The organism is Streptomyces sp. NPDC060064 (genome assembly GCF_042736455.1).
GTDB lineage: Bacteria > Actinomycetota > Actinomycetes > Streptomycetales > Streptomycetaceae > Streptomyces.
Map to the genome: position 1 here is coordinate 25,924 of NZ_JBHWWF010000029.1, position 16,573 is coordinate 42,496.

General features: G+C 70.6%; 15 protein-coding genes, 1 pseudogene and 1 riboswitch. Of the genes and pseudogenes, 9 read left to right on the forward strand and 7 right to left on the reverse strand.

The window, feature by feature from the left end; genetic code table 11:
* Positions 1 to 149: 149 nt before the first annotated feature.
* The gene (locus ACFWDI_RS29425; protein ID WP_385308513.1) at positions 150 to 548 is read right to left on the reverse strand and encodes an ATP-binding protein; all 399 of its coding nucleotides are present in this window, start codon (positions 546 to 548) and stop codon (positions 150 to 152) included.
* Positions 549 to 591: 43 nt separating this feature from the next.
* On the reverse strand, positions 592 to 1,605 hold the full coding sequence (locus ACFWDI_RS29430) for a GDSL-type esterase/lipase family protein (RefSeq protein WP_385308515.1): 1,014 nt from the start codon (positions 1,603 to 1,605) through the stop codon (positions 592 to 594).
* Between the two features lie 259 nt (positions 1,606 to 1,864).
* Between ACFWDI_RS29430 and ACFWDI_RS29435 the strand changes: the two genes are divergently transcribed.
* The 5 genes from ACFWDI_RS29435 to ACFWDI_RS29455 all read left to right on the forward strand — a co-directional run bounded on the left by ACFWDI_RS29435 (position 1,865) and on the right by ACFWDI_RS29455 (position 7,195).
* Positions 1,865 to 4,231 (forward strand): nitrate- and nitrite sensing domain-containing protein, encoded by a 2,367-nt coding sequence (locus ACFWDI_RS29435; RefSeq protein ID WP_385308516.1) that lies wholly within the window; start codon positions 1,865 to 1,867, stop codon positions 4,229 to 4,231.
* On the forward strand, positions 4,221 to 4,646 hold the full coding sequence (locus ACFWDI_RS29440; protein WP_385308518.1) for a roadblock/LC7 domain-containing protein: 426 nt from the start codon (positions 4,221 to 4,223) through the stop codon (positions 4,644 to 4,646). Before ACFWDI_RS29435 ends, ACFWDI_RS29440 begins: the two co-directional genes overlap by 11 nt.
* Positions 4,647 to 4,649: 3 nt before the next feature.
* A complete protein-coding gene (locus ACFWDI_RS29445) occupies positions 4,650 to 5,018 on the forward strand; it encodes a DUF742 domain-containing protein (RefSeq protein WP_385308521.1) in 369 nt (122 codons plus the stop codon).
* A gap of 244 nt (positions 5,019 to 5,262) precedes the next feature.
* Complete coding sequence (locus tag ACFWDI_RS29450) at positions 5,263 to 6,729, forward strand: amino acid permease (RefSeq protein WP_385308523.1); 1,467 nt, start codon at positions 5,263 to 5,265, stop codon at positions 6,727 to 6,729.
* A gap of 10 nt (positions 6,730 to 6,739) precedes the next feature.
* Positions 6,740 to 7,195 carry an Lrp/AsnC family transcriptional regulator gene (locus tag ACFWDI_RS29455; protein WP_327322248.1) on the forward strand — a complete coding sequence of 152 codons (456 nt, stop codon included), beginning with the start codon at positions 6,740 to 6,742 and terminating at the stop codon, positions 7,193 to 7,195.
* Between the two features lie 4 nt (positions 7,196 to 7,199).
* Here ACFWDI_RS29455 and ACFWDI_RS29460 read toward each other — a convergent pair whose 3' ends face one another.
* On the reverse strand, positions 7,200 to 7,754 hold the full coding sequence (locus ACFWDI_RS29460; RefSeq protein WP_385308525.1) for a Repetin: 555 nt from the start codon (positions 7,752 to 7,754) through the stop codon (positions 7,200 to 7,202).
* A 288-nt stretch (positions 7,755 to 8,042) separates the two neighbouring features.
* Here ACFWDI_RS29460 and ACFWDI_RS29465 point away from each other — a divergent pair, with 288 nt between their 5' ends.
* Together ACFWDI_RS29465 and ACFWDI_RS29470 are read left to right on the forward strand one after the other, a co-directional pair.
* The gene (locus ACFWDI_RS29465; protein WP_385308527.1) at positions 8,043 to 8,840 is read left to right on the forward strand and encodes a carbon-nitrogen hydrolase family protein; all 798 of its coding nucleotides are present in this window, start codon (positions 8,043 to 8,045) and stop codon (positions 8,838 to 8,840) included.
* A 50-nt stretch (positions 8,841 to 8,890) separates the two neighbouring features.
* A complete protein-coding gene (locus ACFWDI_RS29470) occupies positions 8,891 to 10,585 on the forward strand; it encodes a flavin monoamine oxidase family protein (protein WP_385308530.1) in 1,695 nt (564 codons plus the stop codon).
* Positions 10,586 to 10,655: 70 nt separating this feature from the next.
* Here the strand turns inward: ACFWDI_RS29470 and ACFWDI_RS29475 are convergent, their stop codons facing one another.
* Both ACFWDI_RS29475 and ACFWDI_RS29480 read right to left on the reverse strand, forming a co-directional pair.
* Positions 10,656 to 11,360 carry a DUF5995 family protein gene (locus tag ACFWDI_RS29475; protein ID WP_385308532.1) on the reverse strand — a complete coding sequence of 235 codons (705 nt, stop codon included), beginning with the start codon at positions 11,358 to 11,360 and terminating at the stop codon, positions 10,656 to 10,658.
* 128 nt (positions 11,361 to 11,488) lie between these two features.
* A pseudogene (locus ACFWDI_RS29480) lies at positions 11,489 to 11,721 on the reverse strand (nitrate reductase); the annotation flags it as partial.
* A gap of 171 nt (positions 11,722 to 11,892) precedes the next feature.
* Between ACFWDI_RS29480 and ACFWDI_RS29485 the strand changes: the two are divergent.
* Positions 11,893 to 13,179 carry an alginate lyase family protein gene (locus ACFWDI_RS29485; protein WP_385308535.1) on the forward strand — a complete coding sequence of 429 codons (1,287 nt, stop codon included), beginning with the start codon at positions 11,893 to 11,895 and terminating at the stop codon, positions 13,177 to 13,179.
* Positions 13,180 to 13,224: 45 nt separating this feature from the next.
* Here the strand turns inward: ACFWDI_RS29485 and ACFWDI_RS29490 are convergent, their stop codons facing one another.
* Positions 13,225 to 14,451, reverse strand: coding sequence for an MFS transporter (locus tag ACFWDI_RS29490; RefSeq protein WP_385308537.1), 1,227 nt, complete (start codon positions 14,449 to 14,451; stop codon positions 13,225 to 13,227).
* Positions 14,452 to 14,541: 90 nt separating this feature from the next.
* On the opposite strand from ACFWDI_RS29490, the gene ACFWDI_RS29495 reads away from it, so the two are divergent.
* Positions 14,542 to 15,738, forward strand: coding sequence for an ROK family transcriptional regulator (locus tag ACFWDI_RS29495; protein WP_385308539.1), 1,197 nt, complete (start codon positions 14,542 to 14,544; stop codon positions 15,736 to 15,738).
* A 50-nt stretch (positions 15,739 to 15,788) separates the two neighbouring features.
* Here the strand turns inward: ACFWDI_RS29495 and ACFWDI_RS29500 are convergent, their stop codons facing one another.
* Positions 15,789 to 15,986: a hypothetical protein gene (locus ACFWDI_RS29500; protein ID WP_385308542.1), complete on the reverse strand. Its 198-nt coding sequence runs from the start codon at positions 15,984 to 15,986 to the stop codon at positions 15,789 to 15,791.
* Between the two features lie 424 nt (positions 15,987 to 16,410).
* Positions 16,411 to 16,541, forward strand: a riboswitch (FMN riboswitch).
* The last annotated feature ends 32 nt before the right edge of the window (positions 16,542 to 16,573 follow it).

A 16,573-nucleotide genomic window follows, 5' to 3' on the forward strand; every position in this document is an offset into this window, starting at 1 on the left:
GGAGAAGCGGCGTCCCGACCACCGGGACGCCGCTTTCGCCTGCTGTCTTCGACGTGCGCGATGCCGCGTGCCCCGGTCCGCGTGCTCGAGATCCGCGTGCCCCGGTCCGCGTGCTCCGGGTCCGGGAATCTGCAGCGTTGTTTCTGGGATCAGCAGCCGGACTGAGCCGACGCCGGCCGCATCCAGGTCGCCTGCACCCGTTTGCCGTACGGCAGCGGGCGGACCTCCACCCGGCCCGCGAGCTCGAGCACCATGTGCCAGCCGAATCCGCCGCCCCCGGCGAAATCGGGCTCGCGCGGTACGGGAGGCAGCGGGCTGGAGTCGTCCATCTCCACCACCAGCGTGTCCTGCCCCGCTGTCAGATGCAGCCGCCACCAGCCGGCGGTGTGCCGCAGCGCGTTGGCGACCAGCTCGGAGACGACGAGCAGCACTGCGTCCCCGTCGGCCCAGGGGCAGTAATGCAGCAGGAAGTCCGCGGTCGCGCGGCGGGCTCCCGAGCTGTCTCTGTGTGGCGAATCCTCGATCACCACATGCGGCTCTGCGTTCATCACCGCTCGCATACCCCAGATGTCGCGCTTCAGCCCATGTTCTTTAACTACCGGACGGCCGGGTGGACGGGAACGCCGCCCGGAGCGAGTCGGCGACCGCGGCGGCCAGCACGGCATGGCCCTCGTCATTGGGGTGCACCCCGTCGGCCAGCTGCCCGGGACCGAGCAGATCGCGTCCTGGCAGCAGCGCGAGCCGCTGGTCGCCGGACCCGTCGCCGATGCGGTCGCGGACGGCCTCCTCCATTGCCGTACGCAGCTCGGCGAGAGTGGCGCCGAGCGGGTTCGGGGTCTGCTCGGCGTCGGGGCGCAGCACGGGGGAGACCAGCAGGAGCGGGGTGTCCGGGTGTCCCTGGCGTACGAGCTCGATGAACGCGCGCGTCGTCTCGTACAGCAGCGGGACCGAACAGGGGATGCCGGTCCAGCAGTTGGTGCCGAAGGCGAGGGTGATCACATCGGCGGGCGCTGCCGCCAGCTGCTGCGCCGTGGCCAGTTCGCCCCGGGCCGCGCCCGCGTATCCGAGGTTGACCGTGTCCAGACCGAGGGTGCGGCCGGCGACCGCGGGCCAGGAGTGGGCGGGGCGGGTGGACCACCAGCCCTCGGTGATGGAGTCGCCGTGGACGAGCCAGCGCGGGCGTGGCGCGGCGGGCGCGACCGTGCCACCGATCGCTCGTACTCCAAGGATCACGGGGGACTGGGCCTCGGGCGGATGGACGGTGAACGGGCCACTGGTGCCGCCGGGCAGGCTGATCGTGACGACCGCCTCCTCGGCCGGGTCGGTGAAGGTCTCGGACACACAGCCGCCGCCCTGCCAGAGCGCGAAGCAGTGCGCGAGATCCCGCAGCGCGTCGGTCGGACCCGGCACGGTGGCGCGGTAGCGGATCTCGACCGCGTCCGCGCCGTCTGCCGTGAACTCCAGCCGTACGCCGATGGGCAGTGCGGCCCGCTCGCCGGCGTCCCACGCCAGCCGGGCCAGATCGGCCGGGTCCGCGCGCACCGCGCGCCCACGGTCCAGCCAGGCCACGCCTCGCAGAAAGGGTCCGGGATCGAGCCAGGTCACGCGGGCCTCCCAAGGTCGGGTGCGGAAACCGCACGATCACTGTGCGGTCCAACGCTGTCCACTCCGGTACCGCACCATGCGGCAGACACGACGAGGTGTCCATGGAGTCCGGCATCGGACCGCTCCGGCGTCCCCGCCGTTACCTGCAGGAACATTGCGTTGCGCATGCCAAATCGCGTAGCTTGACTGCGCTTACCGGGGGGTAACCACTGCCGATCAGTTGCCCCCGATCCGTTGTTCTATGTGCTCTGGGGAGACCATGCGCCGGCGATTCCGCCGCCCCACGATCCGCGGCCGGATAGTGACCCTGACGGTCATACCCGTCATTGCTCTGATGGGGCTGTGGACCTTCGCCATGGTCTCGGTCACCGGCGACCTCAGGGCTCTGATCCGGGTCCAGAGTGTGTACGAGGACTTCGGCACCCCGGTCGACACCGCTGTGGGGCAGATCCAGATCGAACGCAGGCTCACCGCCGCGTATCTGGGAGCGGGGCGGAAGGACGGCCCGGCCGCAGTCGCGGCCCTGACCGCGCAGCAGCGTTCGACCGACCGGGCCGTCGGCGCCATGCGTGACGCGATCGGCGACCGGGAGCGGCGTGCGGACCTCTCCGAACGCCAGCGCCAGTCCCTCGACGCGATGGCGGGCGCCGTCGACGGCCTGGAGGACCTGCGTGAGCGGGTGCTGGCCCGGACGATCTCCTGGGACGACGCCGTCGACGCGTACACCGTCCTCGTCCAGCCGACTTTCGACGTGCAGTCCACGCTCACCGCCCTGCAGGCCGGCCAGCTCGCCCGCGAGGCGCAGGTCGTCGTCGAGCTGGTGCGCGTGCGGGAGTTCGTCTCCCGTGAGGACGCCCTGGTCGCCGGGGCGCGTGCCGCGGGCAGTCTGACCGACGGGCAGTACGACGCGCTCACCGCCACCATCGAGGACCGGCGGGTCTTTCACCGTACGTACGTCCCCGACCTCCCGGGCGACTCCAGGAAGCTGTTCACGGACTTCGAGGCGAGCGACGAGTACCGGGCGCTGACGGCCGGTGAGGACGCTCTGCTGCGGGCCGGCGCGTCCGATGCCGGCGAGGCCATGGCCGCCGACTCCTGGCGGACCACGACGGACCGCGCGGTCAAGCGGTACATGCTGCTGTGCACCGATTCGGCGCTGAACACCGCCGACCGCGGCCGGGCTTTCGCCTACCGGGAGATGGTCAAGGCCGCGGTCGTGGGTCTGCTCGGACTGATCGCGGTCGGCCTGTCGATCTGGTTCTCGGTCGCCAGCGGCCGGCGCATCTCGCGCCGCCTGGAGGAGCTGCGCGACGCCGCCGACGTGCTCGCCACTCACCAGCTGCCCGATGTGATGGAACGGCTCGGAGCGGGCGAGGAGGTGGATGCGGCCGCTGCCGCACCGCCGCTGGACTTCGGCGACGAGGAGAAGGGTCCTGACGAGATCGGTCAGGTCGGCCGGGCACTCAACACCGCTCGGCTGGCAGCCGTCGAGGCCGCAGTCAAACAGGCGACCCTGCGCCGCGGCGTCTTCGCCGTACTGCTCAACATCGCCCGCCGCAACCAGGCGCTGGTGCACCGGCAGTCGAAGCTCGTCGACACTCTGGAACGCCGCACCACCGACCCGGACACGCTCGAGGACCTGTTCCGGATCGACCATCTGACGACTCGGATGCGACGCCATGCGGAGGGGCTCATCATCCTCTCCGGCGCCACGCCGGGACGACGCTGGCGCAAGCCGGTACCCGTGGTGGACATCGTGGCCGCCGCGGTCGGCGAGATCGAGGACTACACCCGGGTCGTGGTGCCGCCGATGCCGGCCGTGGGCATCAGCGCGGAGGCGGTCGCCGACGTGGTGCACCTCGTCGCCGAGCTTGTCGAGAACGCCGCCGTGTTCTCCCCGCCGCACACCCAGGTCACCATGCGCACCGGCCAGGCCCGCAACGGATTCGTGCTGGAGATCGACGACCGCGGCCTCGGTATGGACGCGGACGAACTGGGCCAGGCGCACCAGACGCTGGCGCGGCCCCGCGACTTCGACCCGGCACAGGACGAGCGCCTCGGCCTGTACGTCGTCGGCCGGCTCGCCGAGCGGCACGGCATCGGGGTCACCCTCACCCGCTCGCCGTACGGCGGCACCACGGCCGTGGTGCTGCTGCCCCACCCGATCCTCGCCCCCGTCGAGCCGGTCCCGCCCGCCCAGGGCAAGGAACCGGTCCCGCCCGCCCAGGCGGCCAAGGAGCCGGCGGGCAGGCCGCAGCCCGCCCCGGTCCGGGCCCTGCCGACAGCCGCCCCCCGGGCGCTGGAGGTCGTGCAGCCGGCGCACGACCGCGCCAAGGAGGAGCCGCAGTCGCGGCCCGCCGCGCAGCCGCCCGAGCCCGGCCCGCCGCTGCTCGGACTGCCGACCCGGGTGCGCCAGGCATCGCTCGCCGCCCCGCTGCGCGACGCACCCTCCGCAGCGGCCGAGGACCCCGACCGTGAGGTGTCCCCGGAAGAGATGCGCTCGATCTTCGGAGCCTTCCAGCGCGGTCTCGACCGCGGCCGCAAGGGCGATCCTGCAGGACCCGCGTCGCCGGGAGCCGAGCCGCGCTCCCGTACGACCGATGAAGGGACGGACGATGATGGCTGACGAACCCACGGGGGACCCGGCGGGCCTCGGCTGGCTGCTCGACGATCTACTGGCCAGGACGGACCATGTACTCCAGGCGGTGCTGCTGACCGCGGACGGTCTGGTCAGCAGCGCCTCCAAAGGCATGGCCAGGAAGGACATCGAACATCTCTCCGCCGTCTGCGCGGGCTTCCACAGCCTCGCCAAGGAGGCCGGTGACCGCTTCGAGGCCGGGTCCGTGCGGCAGACGATGGTGATGCTCGACCACGCCTTCCTCTTCATCACTCCGGCCGGCGACGGCAGCCGGCTTGCCGTGCTCTCCGACCCCGAGACCGACGTCGGACAGCTGGCCCACGAAATGTCGCTGCTGGTCAGGCGGGTGGGCCGGCATATGGCCGTCCCCACGCGCTCGGCCCCCGAGGCCACCGACACCTAAACCGTGAGCGACCACTGGTACGAGGACGAGACCGGCCCTCTGGTGCGGCCGTACACCGCGACCGGCGGCCGGACCCGTCCCGCCGTCGAGCACAGCATCGATCTGATGTCGCAGGTCACGGCCATGGACCCGACCGGATCCGAGCCGCGGCTCGACCATGCCCTCAGCTCGCTGCTCGAGCTGGTGCGCCGCGAGCCGCGCCCGGTTGCCGAGATCGCCGCCGACGCGGATCTGCCCCTCACCGTCGTACGCGTCCTGCTGGCCGACCTGGTCGAGGCCGGACTGATCCGGGTCTCCGCGCCGGTCACCCACGAGGGGCTGAACGACCCGGAGCTGCTGCGCGAAATCGTCGACCGCCTTCGGGAGCTGTGAGGCATTCGTTCACCGGTGCGCAATGTTTCCCCGTGCCGTCCGTCATCGCGCAATGATCGTTCGCAGATGCGCAACAACCCTGCATTACGGGCATGAGCGAGAGCCTCGTAGGCTCACTCTCCGTACCAGGAGTGGCGGTGACCGTCTGCTCGGCGGTTCCTCCCCTCATGCGCGGGCTTCTCCGCCATGCCCGCGGGCCGCCGGTCACCCCGCCGCCGACCCGCAGCCATGAAGGAGCCCCGGAGTGCTTGACCACGGCGAAGCCCCACCCGCGACCGCGCCGTCCCCCGCCCGGAGCCAGGGCCTGGGCGCCCGGCTGATGCGGCGCAAGCCCGTCGAGCAGCTGGTCGCCGAAGGCGGCCAGGGCGAGGGTGGCTCGCTGCGTCGCTCGCTCACGATGTGGCAGCTGACCATGATCAGCATCGGTGCGACGCTCGGCACCGGCATCTTCGTCGTGCTCGGCGAGGCCACGCCGCTGGCCGGCCCGGCCGTCGCGATCTCGTTCGTCATCGCCGGTCTGACCGCGCTGTTCTCGGCCCTCTCCTACGCCGAGCTGGCCGGATCCATCCCGGTTTCCGGCTCCTCGTACTCGTACTCGTACGCCACCATGGGCGAGATCGTCGCCTGGATCTGCGGCTGGTGTCTGATCCTGGAGTACGGAGTCTCGGTCGCGGCCGTGGCCGTCGGCTGGGGGGAATATCTCAACGAACTGCTCGACGGCACGATCGGTGTGACCATCCCCGAAGCGATCTCCGCCCCGATGGGCGAGGGTGGCTTGATCAACCTGCCGGCGCTGGTCGTCGTGCTGCTCGCCATGTCCTTCCTGATGGGCGGCGCCAAGGAGAGCGCCCGGGTCAACACGATCATGGTCGGCGTGAAGATCGTGACGCTGCTGCTCTTCATCGGTATCGGCTTCATGGGCATCAAGGCCGGTAACTACACCCCGCTCGCCCCGCTCGGCGTGACCGGGATCAGCGCCGCCGCGGCCAGCCTCTTCTTCTCGTACATCGGCTTCGACGCGGCCTCCACCGCCGGCGAGGAGGCCAAGAACCCCAAGCGGGACCTGCCGCGCGCGATCATGCTGTCGCTGCTGATCGTCACCGTGCTGTACTGCCTGGTTGCGCTCGTCGCCGTCGGTGCCATGCCGTGGCAGGACTTCGAGGGCACCGAGGCCGCCCTGGCCCAGATCATGAAGGACGTCACGGGCCAGAGCGTCTGGGGTGTGGTGCTCGCCGCGGGCGCGGTCGTCGCCATCGCCTCCGTGGTCTTCGCGGTGCTCTACGGCCAGACCCGCATCCTGTTCGCGATGTCCCGCGACGGCCTGGTGCCCAAGCTGTTCGCCAAGGTGAACCCGCGTACCGGTGCCCCGCGCGCCAACACCGTCATCGTCTCGCTCTTCTGCGGGGCCCTTGCGGCCTTCATCCCGCTGGGCGAGCTGGCCAACGCCACCAGCATCGGCACGCTCTTCGCCTTTGCCCTGGTCAACGTCGCCGTGGTGATCCTGCGCTACAAGCGCCCCGACATGAACCGCACGTTCACGGTGATGCTGTTCCCGGTCACCCCGATCCTCGGCTTCATCTTCTGCGGCTACCTGATGTACACGATGCCGGGCACCACCTGGATGGTCTTCGGTGGCTGGATGATCGTCGGCCTCGTGTTCTACTTCGGATACGGCATGCGCCGCTCCCGACTTGCCACAGCAGAGAAGTGATCCACCCGCAGTGCGACTGAACGATCTCGACGAACGCATCGTCCACGCCCTCGCCGAGGACGCCCGCCGCTCCTACGCGGACATCGGCTCCGAGGTCGGCCTCTCCGCGCCCGCCGTCAAGCGGCGGGTCGACCGGCTGCGCGCCGAAGGCGCCATCACCGGATTCACCGTTCGGGTGGACCCGGCGGCGCTCGGCTGGGAGACCGAGGGCTACGTCGAGATCTACTGCCGCCACAACACCTCGCCCGACGCCATCCGCCGGGGCATGGAGCGCTACCCAGAGGTCGTGTCCGCCTCCACCGTCACCGGTGAGGCGGACGCGATCGTCCAGGTATTCGCCTCCGACATGCGCCACTTCGAGCGGGTGCTCGAGCGGATCGCGGGCGAGCCGTTCGTGGTGCGCACCAAGTCGGTGCTGGTGCTCTCCCCGCTGCTGCGGCGGTTCTCGTCGGGTGCGCCCGCCTGAGCCGTCAGAGCTTGGGGTGCCAGGGCAGCACCTTGAAGTCGCCCGTCCCGGCCTTGACCTTCTCGAACGGCGCCGAGCCCACGCACTTGGGCAGGTCCTCAGTCTCCACGGGACTTCCCGTGGAGGCCCAGCTGTAGCCGAGCCGGTCGTTCCTGCCCAGGTCGTGGACCGTGATGCCGACCCGCTTGCCCTTCGCGCCCTCCAGGTCGGACTTGGTGATGACACCGCTCACGACGGCCACCTTGCCGCCGGTCAGCAGGCAGTCGACCCTGGCCTCGGCGAAGGCGCCCTTGCCGTTCAGATAGTGGCTGAAGCGAAAGGTGCCGGTCGCCTTCGTCGGGTCGTCGTTGTCCTTCGCCGCCAGATGCGCGTCGAAGGTGAAGGTGATGTCGTCGCCGAGCGACCGGTACAGCTTCGCGGAGCCGGTGAGTACGGCTGCCTCGCGGGCCCCGCCGTCGCCATCCCCCGAGGCGACGGCGGAGCCCGCGGCTCCGGCAGTGATCAGCAGCGCCGCCCCGATGGCGGCGATCTTCGTACGACGGTGAGCGATGCGGCTCATGACAGGCCCTTTCGGCAGGTGATCCAACGCCCACCACTCTTCCGGCGGCGGCTCCCCGGCACATCGAGCCAGAGGCTGCACCGGTGCTCCGCCGCCCGGCGGGGAAGAGCCCCGTTCGTCTCCGACCGTGGTCTGATCCCGGCGCACGCAACGAATCACCGCCGCGGGTACGCATCGCGCAATGGATCGACCAGCGACGCGCAACGGTCCCGCCTTGTCCGGGCGGGAGTCCGGACCGTACCGTTTTAACGTCTTCTTCACCCCGCATACATCGCCCCGAGGTTGCTCATGCCCCCGCTGCGCACCGCACTGCTCCAGAGTTCCGGCCGCCCGGGCTCCGTCGCCGAGAACCTCCAGGTGCTCGACGATGCCGCGAGCAATGCCGCTGCCGCCGGCGCCCGGCTGCTGATCTGCCCCGAGATGTTTCTGACCGGGTACGCGATCGGTGACCAGGTCCCGGTGCTGGCCGAGCCCGCCGACGGCCCCGGCGCCCGGTCCGTCGCGGAGATCGCCGTACGCCACGGCATCGCGGTGATGTACGGATACCCCGAGCGGGACGGCGAACGGATCTTCAACTCCGCGCAGCTGATCGGCCCCGACGGCGAAAGCCTCGCGAACTACCGCAAGACCCATCTCTTCGGCTGCTTCGAGCAGCAGTGGTTCACTCCGGGCGAGCAGCCGGTCGTCCAGGCGGAACTCGGCGGGATCCGGATCGGCATGCTGATCTGCTACGACGTGGAGTTCCCGGAGAACGTCCGGGCGCATGCTCTCGCCGGCACCGATCTGCTGCTGGTGCCCACCGCCCAGATGCACCCCTTCCAGTTCGTCGCCGAGTCCCTCGTCCCGGTGCGGGCCTTCGAGAGCCAGATGTACATCGCGTACGTCAACAGGACCGGACCGGAGGGCGAGTTCGAGTTCGTCGGACTCAGCTGCCTCGCGAGCCCCGACGGCGCCGTAAGGACCCGTGCGGGCCGCGGCGAGGAGCTCGTCATCGGCGAGGTGGACCCCGGTCTGCTGAGCGCCTCGCGCGAGATGAATGCGTATCTGCGCGACCGCCGCCCCGGCCTGTACACCTCCCTGGTCTGAACCCCTTCCCGCTTGCCGCTCACGCTTTCCCCGCAAGGAGTCCGTACCCCATGACGTCCACGGTGCCCACCACTGCTGTCCAGCACACCGACGAGCAGCCGCCGATCACCATGTTCGGTCCGGACTTTCCGTACGCGTACGACGACTTCCTCGCCCACCCGGCCGGCCTGGGCCAGATACCGGCGACCGAGCACGGCACCGAGGTCGCGGTCATCGGCGGCGGCCTCTCCGGCATCGTCGCCGCGTACGAGCTGATGAAGATGGGCCTCAAGCCCGTCGTCTACGAGGCTGACCAGATCGGCGGCCGACTGCGCACCGTCGGCTTCGACGGCTGCGACGACGAGCTGAGCGCCGAGATGGGCGCCATGCGCTTCCCGCCCTCCTCCACCGCGCTGCAGCACTACATCGACCTGGTCGGCCTGACCACGCAGTCCTTCCCCAACCCGCTCGCCCCCGTCACCCCGTCGACCGTCGTCGACCTCAAGGGCGAGTCGCACTACGCGGAGACCATCGACGACCTGCCCCAGGTCTACCGCGATGTGATGGACGCCTGGAACGCCTGCCTCGAAGAGGGCGCCGACTTCTCCGACATGAACCGCGCCATGCGCGAGCGCGATGTGCCGCGGATCCGCGAGATCTGGGCGAAGCTGGTGGAGAAGCTCGACAACCAGACGTTCTACGGCTTCCTCTGCGAGTCCGAGGCCTTCAAGTCCTTCCGGCACCGCGAGATCTTCGGCCAGGTCGGCTTCGGCACCGGCGGCTGGGACACCGACTTCCCCAACTCCATCCTGGAGATCCTGCGCGTCGTCTACTCCGAGGCCGACGACCACCACCGCGGCATCGTCGAGGGCAGCCAGCAGCTGCCGCTGCGACTCTGGGAACGCGAGCCGGAGAAGATCGTGCACTGGGCACAGGGCACCTCGCTGTCCTCGCTGCACGACGGCGAGCCGAAGCCGGCCGTGACCCGGCTGCACCGCACCGCGGGCAACCGGATCACCGTCACCGACGCCTCCGGCGACATCCGCACCTACCAGGCGGCCGTCTTCACCGCGCAGTCCTGGATGCTGCTCTCCAAGATCGCCTGTGACGACTCGCTCTTCCCCATCGACCACTGGACGGCGATGGAGCGGACCCACTACATGGAGTCGTCCAAGCTCTTCGTCCCGGTCGACCGGCCCTTCTGGCTGGACAAGGACGAGCAGACCGGCCGGGACGTCATGTCGATGACGCTGACCGACCGGATGACGCGTGGCACGTATCTGCTGGACAACGGTCCCGACAAGCCGGCCGTCATCTGCCTCTCGTACACCTGGTGCGACGACAGCCTCAAGTGGCTGCCGCTGTCCGCGAACGAGCGGATGGAGGTCATGCTCAAGTCGCTCGGCGAGATCTACCCGAACGTCGACATCCGCGGCCACATCATCGGCAACCCGGTCACCGTGTCCTGGGAGAACGAGCCGTACTTCATGGGCGCGTTCAAGGCGAACCTGCCCGGCCACTACCGCTACCAGCGCCGTCTGTTCACGCACTTCATGCAGGACCGGCTGCCCGAGGACAAGCGCGGCATCTTCCTCGCGGGCGACGACATCTCCTGGACGGCGGGCTGGGCCGAGGGCGCCGTGCAGACCGCGCTGAACGCGGTGTGGGGCGTGATGCACCAGCTCGGCGGGTCGACGGATGCGTCCAACCCGGGCCCCGGCGACCTCTACGACGAAATCGCTCCGGTCGAACTGCCGGAGGACTGAGACCAGCCGTCCGGGGGCGGCCGCGATCCGGCCGGCCCCGGACGGTGATCAAACGATCAGCCCTGGCCGGTCAGCGCCAGGGCGTGAGCAGACAACGCCCGACGAGACCGACGCCCGTGTCCAGTCGCTCGGTGAACTCCTCGGCCAGGCCAGGGAGTTCCCGTACTCCCCACAGCAGCCGGGCTGCCGACCAGGCGCCGTCCCTCGCCCGCTCCAGGCTCCACGAACCCAGCAGATGTGTCAGCGGATCGGCGATCTCCAGCAGATCGGGGCCCGGCATCAGTTCCTCGCGGATGCGCTCCTCGAGCAGGATGAGGATGTCACCGACGCGATCGAACTCGCCCTCCAGATCCGCCGGTTCGCAGCCGAGCGTCCGACAGGTGTCCACCACCGCGAGCGCCAGATCGTGCCCGATGTGCGCATTGATGCCGGCGAGGGCGAACTGCAGCGGCCGTACGCCGGGATGGCGCCGGTACTGGAAGAGCGGCCGCCAGCAGGCCGGCGCCCGGCGGCCCGCGGCCGCCGCGTCCACGGCCGTCAGATAGCGCTGGGCGAAGAGCACGTCCAGTGTGACGGCAGCCCGCCGGTCGGGGAATTCACCGTCGTCGATGCATCGTTCGATCTCTTCCGTCACCGCCAGATAGACCCGGTTGAAGACGGCGACCCCGTCCGTGGCCGGCCAGTCGTCGCGCAGCGCGTGCATCCGCTCCACCACCGAGTCGACCGGGGACGTGCGGAGATCGGCCCGGGTCGCGAAGTGTTCCGTCTGCGCCATGCAGGCAGCGTCCCAGCCGACGGCCGGATGGCACGGTGACGGGCCGGGGCTTCCCCAGAACGGAGGACCTACGGCTGGGTGTCGTACGTCGACGTGCCCGAGTCCAGCAGGGGCTCCTGTCGCTACCGCCGAGCTCGCGGCAGGAAGATCGCTGTCGCGACGCCGGACATCGTGATCGCGAGGTTGGGTCCGGGCCCATCAGGACCGGCGCTACGAAGGACGCGCCGAACATGGCCACCACATGCTGGGCGCCGAGCCCTGCCGTGCGGGGCCAGGACAGCCGCTCGTCGGGGTGTACGACGGCGCCGGGAGCGGGAGTCCGCCCGTCGCCGTTCAGGGGCCGGCGCACGCCGAGGTTCACGGGCCGTTCCACTTCGACGGGCCTTCGATGATCGGCGCCATCGGAATGCGGCGGCCGGGCCGGAGTCCCATCCGTGAATCGTGCGCTCGGCATTGTCACTCGTACCTGGCGGCCCTACGCTCACACGGTCCCGTTCATGAATATCGTTCACATATCTGATGGGAGCGCTCGATGACCGGAAGACCCCGACGGCGCCTGGGAGTTGTGCTCACCGCCGTCGCCGCCTGCGTGACCGTGCTCGTACCGATCGCGTCGTCCCAGGCCGCGGCCACGTCCGGCTCGCATCGGGTGCCGAAGACGGTGGTGATTGACGGCAAGCGGCTCAAGGAGGCCAAGTCGCGTCTCGACCACGGCGATCCGGCACTTCGCAAGGCGGCCCGGGCCCTTGTCGCACGCGCCGACGGCTGGCTCGGGCAGGGTCCCTGGACCGTCGTGGACAAGCCCAAGCCCGCACCGGGCGGCGATGTCCACGACTATCTGAGCCAGGCGCCCTACTGGTGGCCCTCGCAGCCCAAGACGCCCGGGAATCCCTGGGGTTGCCCCTACGTCCAGCGCGACGGCGAGCGCAATCCCGAGGTCGACACCGGCACCGACCGCCCCGACATCGGCAAGGTCGTGAACTCGGTCAGCACGCTGAGTCTGGCCTGGTACTACACGGGCGAGAAGCAGTACGCCGAGCATGCGTCGACGATCCTGCGCACCTGGTTCGTGGACCCGGCGACCCGGATGAACCCCAATCTGAACCACGGGCAGTTCATCCCCTGCAAGTACGACGGCCGGGCGATCGGCATCATCGACTTCTCCCAGCAGTACACCAGCGTCCTGGACACCGTCGCGATCCTCGACACCGGGGCGCCCGGCTGGTCGACGAGCGACCGGACGGCGATGCGGGCGTGGAACACGGCCTTCCTGGACTGGCTGGTGAACTCTCCCTTCGGCAAGGAGGAGTCGGCGGCCAAGAACAACCACGGCACGTTCCATGACATGCAGGTGGCCGCCCTGGCCCTCGCCACCGGCGACAAGGACCTCGCGCGCAAGGTCGTCCTCGACGCCCGCGGCAAGCGGATCGACCCCCAGATAGCCGCCGACGGCAGTCAGCCGCAGGAGCTCGCCCGGACCCGCAGCTGGCACTACTCGACCTTCGACCTGGTCGCGTACACCCGGCTGGCGGCCATCGGCAAGCATGTGGGTGTGAACCTCTGGGCCTATCAGGGGCCGCAGGCGCAGAGCCTGTTCAAGGCGGTCGACTATCTGCTGCCCGCCGCGACCGGGGCGGCCGCCTGGCCGCACCCCGAGCTCGAGTTCTACCGGTACGCGGCGAGTGATGTGGTGCATGCGGCCGCCGACGCCGGTGACCGGCAGGCCAGGGCTGCGGTCCCGCGCCTGGAGACTCCGCCGGGCGGGGACCTCTGGGCGCTGCGGCCCGCGGCGGAACAGCTCGACTCCATCGCGGGCTGAGCGGCGCGCTCCGCACCGGCGGGGTTCCGCACCGCACCCCGCTCCTCAATCGCCGGAGGGGCTGAAATCAGCCCGCGTCACCGTGTCCGCGACGCCCGACCTCGCGCTCTCCCGACCGGCCGAGCGCAGCACCCCCGCGCCCGCGACCAGCCCGCACGTCAGCGCCGTCACAAGGCCGAAGGAGACCACCAGACTCGTCGCGTCGGCGACCGCGCCGATCGCCGAGGGAGCGATGAGTCCCGAGGTGTACGTGATGGTGGCGACGCCTGCGATGGCCTGACTGGGATTGGGGCCGCTGCGCCCGGCCGCCGCGAAGGCGAGCGGCACGACCACAGCCACACCGAGCCCGATGAACGCGAAACCGGTCATCGCCACGGCCGGATGGGGCGCCACGACCACCAGCAGCCCGCCCGCGGTCGCAAGCACACCGCCCACCCGCACCGTGCGCACCGGGCCGAAGCGGTCCACGATCCGGTCGCCCGCGAGCCGCGCCACCGCCATGGTCAGCGCGAAGGCCGTGGTGGAGGCGGCCGCGAGACCGGCCGAGGTGTCCAGTACGTCCCGCAGGAAGACCGCGGACCAGTCAAGGCTGGCGCCCTCCGCGAACACCGCGCAGAACCCGACCGCGCCGATGACGATCGCCGACCTGGGCGGCAGCGCGAAACGCGGCGGCGGCTCCTCGTGGGGCGCGCTGCGCAGGTCCAGTACGCCCTGACAGGCGATCAGCCCGAGCGCGGTCAGGGCCGCGGCGGCGAGGGCGTGGTGCAGCCGTGCGTCGCTGCCGAGATGTGCGGCGAGTGTGCCGCCCGCGGAGCCGATCAGCGCACCGGCGCTCCACATGCCGTGCAGTCCGGACATGATCGAGCGGTCGAGGCGGTTCTCGATCTCGACGCCCAGGGCGTTCATCGCCACGTCCGACATGCCCGCCGTGGCGCCGAACACGAACAGCGCCGTACAGAGGGAGAGCAGATTCGGGGCGAGGGACGGCAGGGTCAGCGAGAGCGTCCACAGAGTGATCAGGCCGCGCAGCGCGTTGCGCGCGCCGAAGCGGTGGCTGATCGCACCGGCCAGCGGCATTGCCACGGAGGCGCCGAGCGCCGGAAAGGCGAGCGCGAGACCGAGCTGCCCCGCGCCGACCGCCGCATGCTCCTGGATCCAGGGAACGCGGGTGGCGAAGCTGCCGGTGACCGCGCCGTGCACACAGAAGACGGCGGCTACGGCGAACCGCGCGCGCTTCAACTGGCTCCGTCCGAAGACCACTTCGCCGGCCATGTCTATGCCCCTCCCCGCAGAAGTCCCGCGTAAACTATCAGGAACCCTGCCTGATAAATAGTGGCGGCAGCGATCTGGAAGGATTCCGGCATGCCCGCATCTCCGAGCACCGCCCGGGCCATCAACGACCGGCTCGCCCTCCGACTGCTGCAGCAGGAAGGCCCGTTGACGGCAGGGCAGCTGAAGACCATGACCGGACTCTCCCGTCCCACCGTCGCCGATCTGGTGGAGCGGCTGCAGCTGTCCGGTCTGATACAGGTTGTCGGCGAGGCGGGCGCCGAGCGCCGCGGCCCCAATGCCCGGCTGTACGGGATCGTCGCCGACCGCGCGCACCTGGCCGCCCTCGACGTACGCACCCAGAGCGTGACCGTGGTCGTCGCCGATCTGCTCGGCGTCACCCTCGCCGAGGCTTCGCTGCCCATCGGCGGCGACACCGGCACCGGGCCCGCCGTCGAGCGGGCGGTCGCACTCCTGGAGCGGACGGCCAAGGAGGCGGGCGCGGCCCGGCTGCACAGCGTCGGGATCGGCGCGCCCGGCCTGATCGACCCGGTCACCGGCGAACTGCGCGACACCTCCGGCCTGCCCGCCTGGCACCGCCGCCTCGTCGCCGCGCTCCAGGAGCGGCTGCCTGCCAGGGTCCTCGTCGAGAACGAGACCAATCTGGCCGCCGTGGCCGAACAGCGCCTCGGCGCGGCCCGCGATCGCGACACCTTCGCGCTGCTGTGGCTCGGCCACGGGATCGGCGCGGCCCTCTTCCTCGACGGCAGACTCCGCCGAGGCGCGTCGGGCGGCGCGGGTGAGATCGGCTTCCTGCCGGTACCCGGCACGGCGGGACTCCCGAGCGGGGTCGACTGCGAGGGTGGCTTCCACTCGCTGGCCGCGTCCGCCGCGATCTGCGCGCTCGCCGGCCGGCACGGCATCGAGGTGCCGCAGTCCCAGGAACCGAGGGCCGCGGCGGTCGTCCGGACAGCCGTGACCGCCGGTCGGGACGATTTCCTCGATGCCCTCGCCGACCGTCTCGCGCTCGGCGCGGCCGCGGTCGCCTCCGTCCTCGACCCGGGCTGTGTGGTCCTGGGCGGTGAGGTCGGCCATGCGGGCGGCGCGGAACTGGCCGCCCGGGTCGAGGCCCGGCTGGCCGAGCTCTCTCCGCTGCGTACGGAGATACGGGCGGGAAGGCTCGGCGGCGCCGCGGTCCTGAGCGGAGCGCTGCTGGCGGCGCGTGAGGCGGCCCAGGACGAACTCTTCGCACCGGGCGCACAAGTGCACGGCGGGCCGCGATCGTTGTGACCGGGCCCACGCGGCGGCGGGTTCGTCCTCAATCGCCGGAAAGGCTGAAATCAACCCAGTCGCTGCGCCAGGAACCGCTCGAACGGGACCTTGCCGACAGCCCGTTCGGGCGTCAGCTGCTCACCTCTGCGATAGCCCGCGTACGCCTTCCCGGCCGGCCGCACCGGCAGTACCGGGCGGCGCCTGCCACCTGCGCGGAGACAGGCCCGCGCCAGATCCGGCAGCGGACGGATCTCCGGACCATCCATGTCCGCCACCCGGCCGGCCGGCGACTTCGCCCGTGTCGATGGCTGGAGGCTCACCCCGGACGGCAGCTCGGCATCACCGGGAGCCGGGCCGCGCCCGCCAGAAGGCGCAGCACCTGGTCGTGGAACTGGGTCGTCCGCAGGATTGTCCACCCGGGCCGCCTCGCGGAGTGGAGGCGCAGTGGATGGAGGTCATGGGGCCGTCGTGTCGGACCGGCCGGGAGCCCGGCGGCGGCAAGGGCCTGGACTCCGCCGCCGGGCGGTCGACACCCCACGGTCCGCGGAGGTGCCGCAGAGATTAAATGGACTAGACCAGGGCGGTCAATAGGTCGGAATCAGCCATTCGACACGACCTTGTGAGTCAGCCCACAGCTGTTCACTCGCATGGCCCATCACTGGGCGTGGCACACTGGCCCTGTATCAGCAGCAGCGCACTCCGGGGTCGGTGTAATTCCGAACCGGCGGTTATAGTCCGCGACCCGTCCGCATCCAGCGGCCGGTTGACCAGGTGAAATTCCTGGACCGACGGTGAAAGTCCGGATGGGAGGCAGTGCGCGGCGGGCGACCTTTCCGGTACGCCGGCCGTAGTG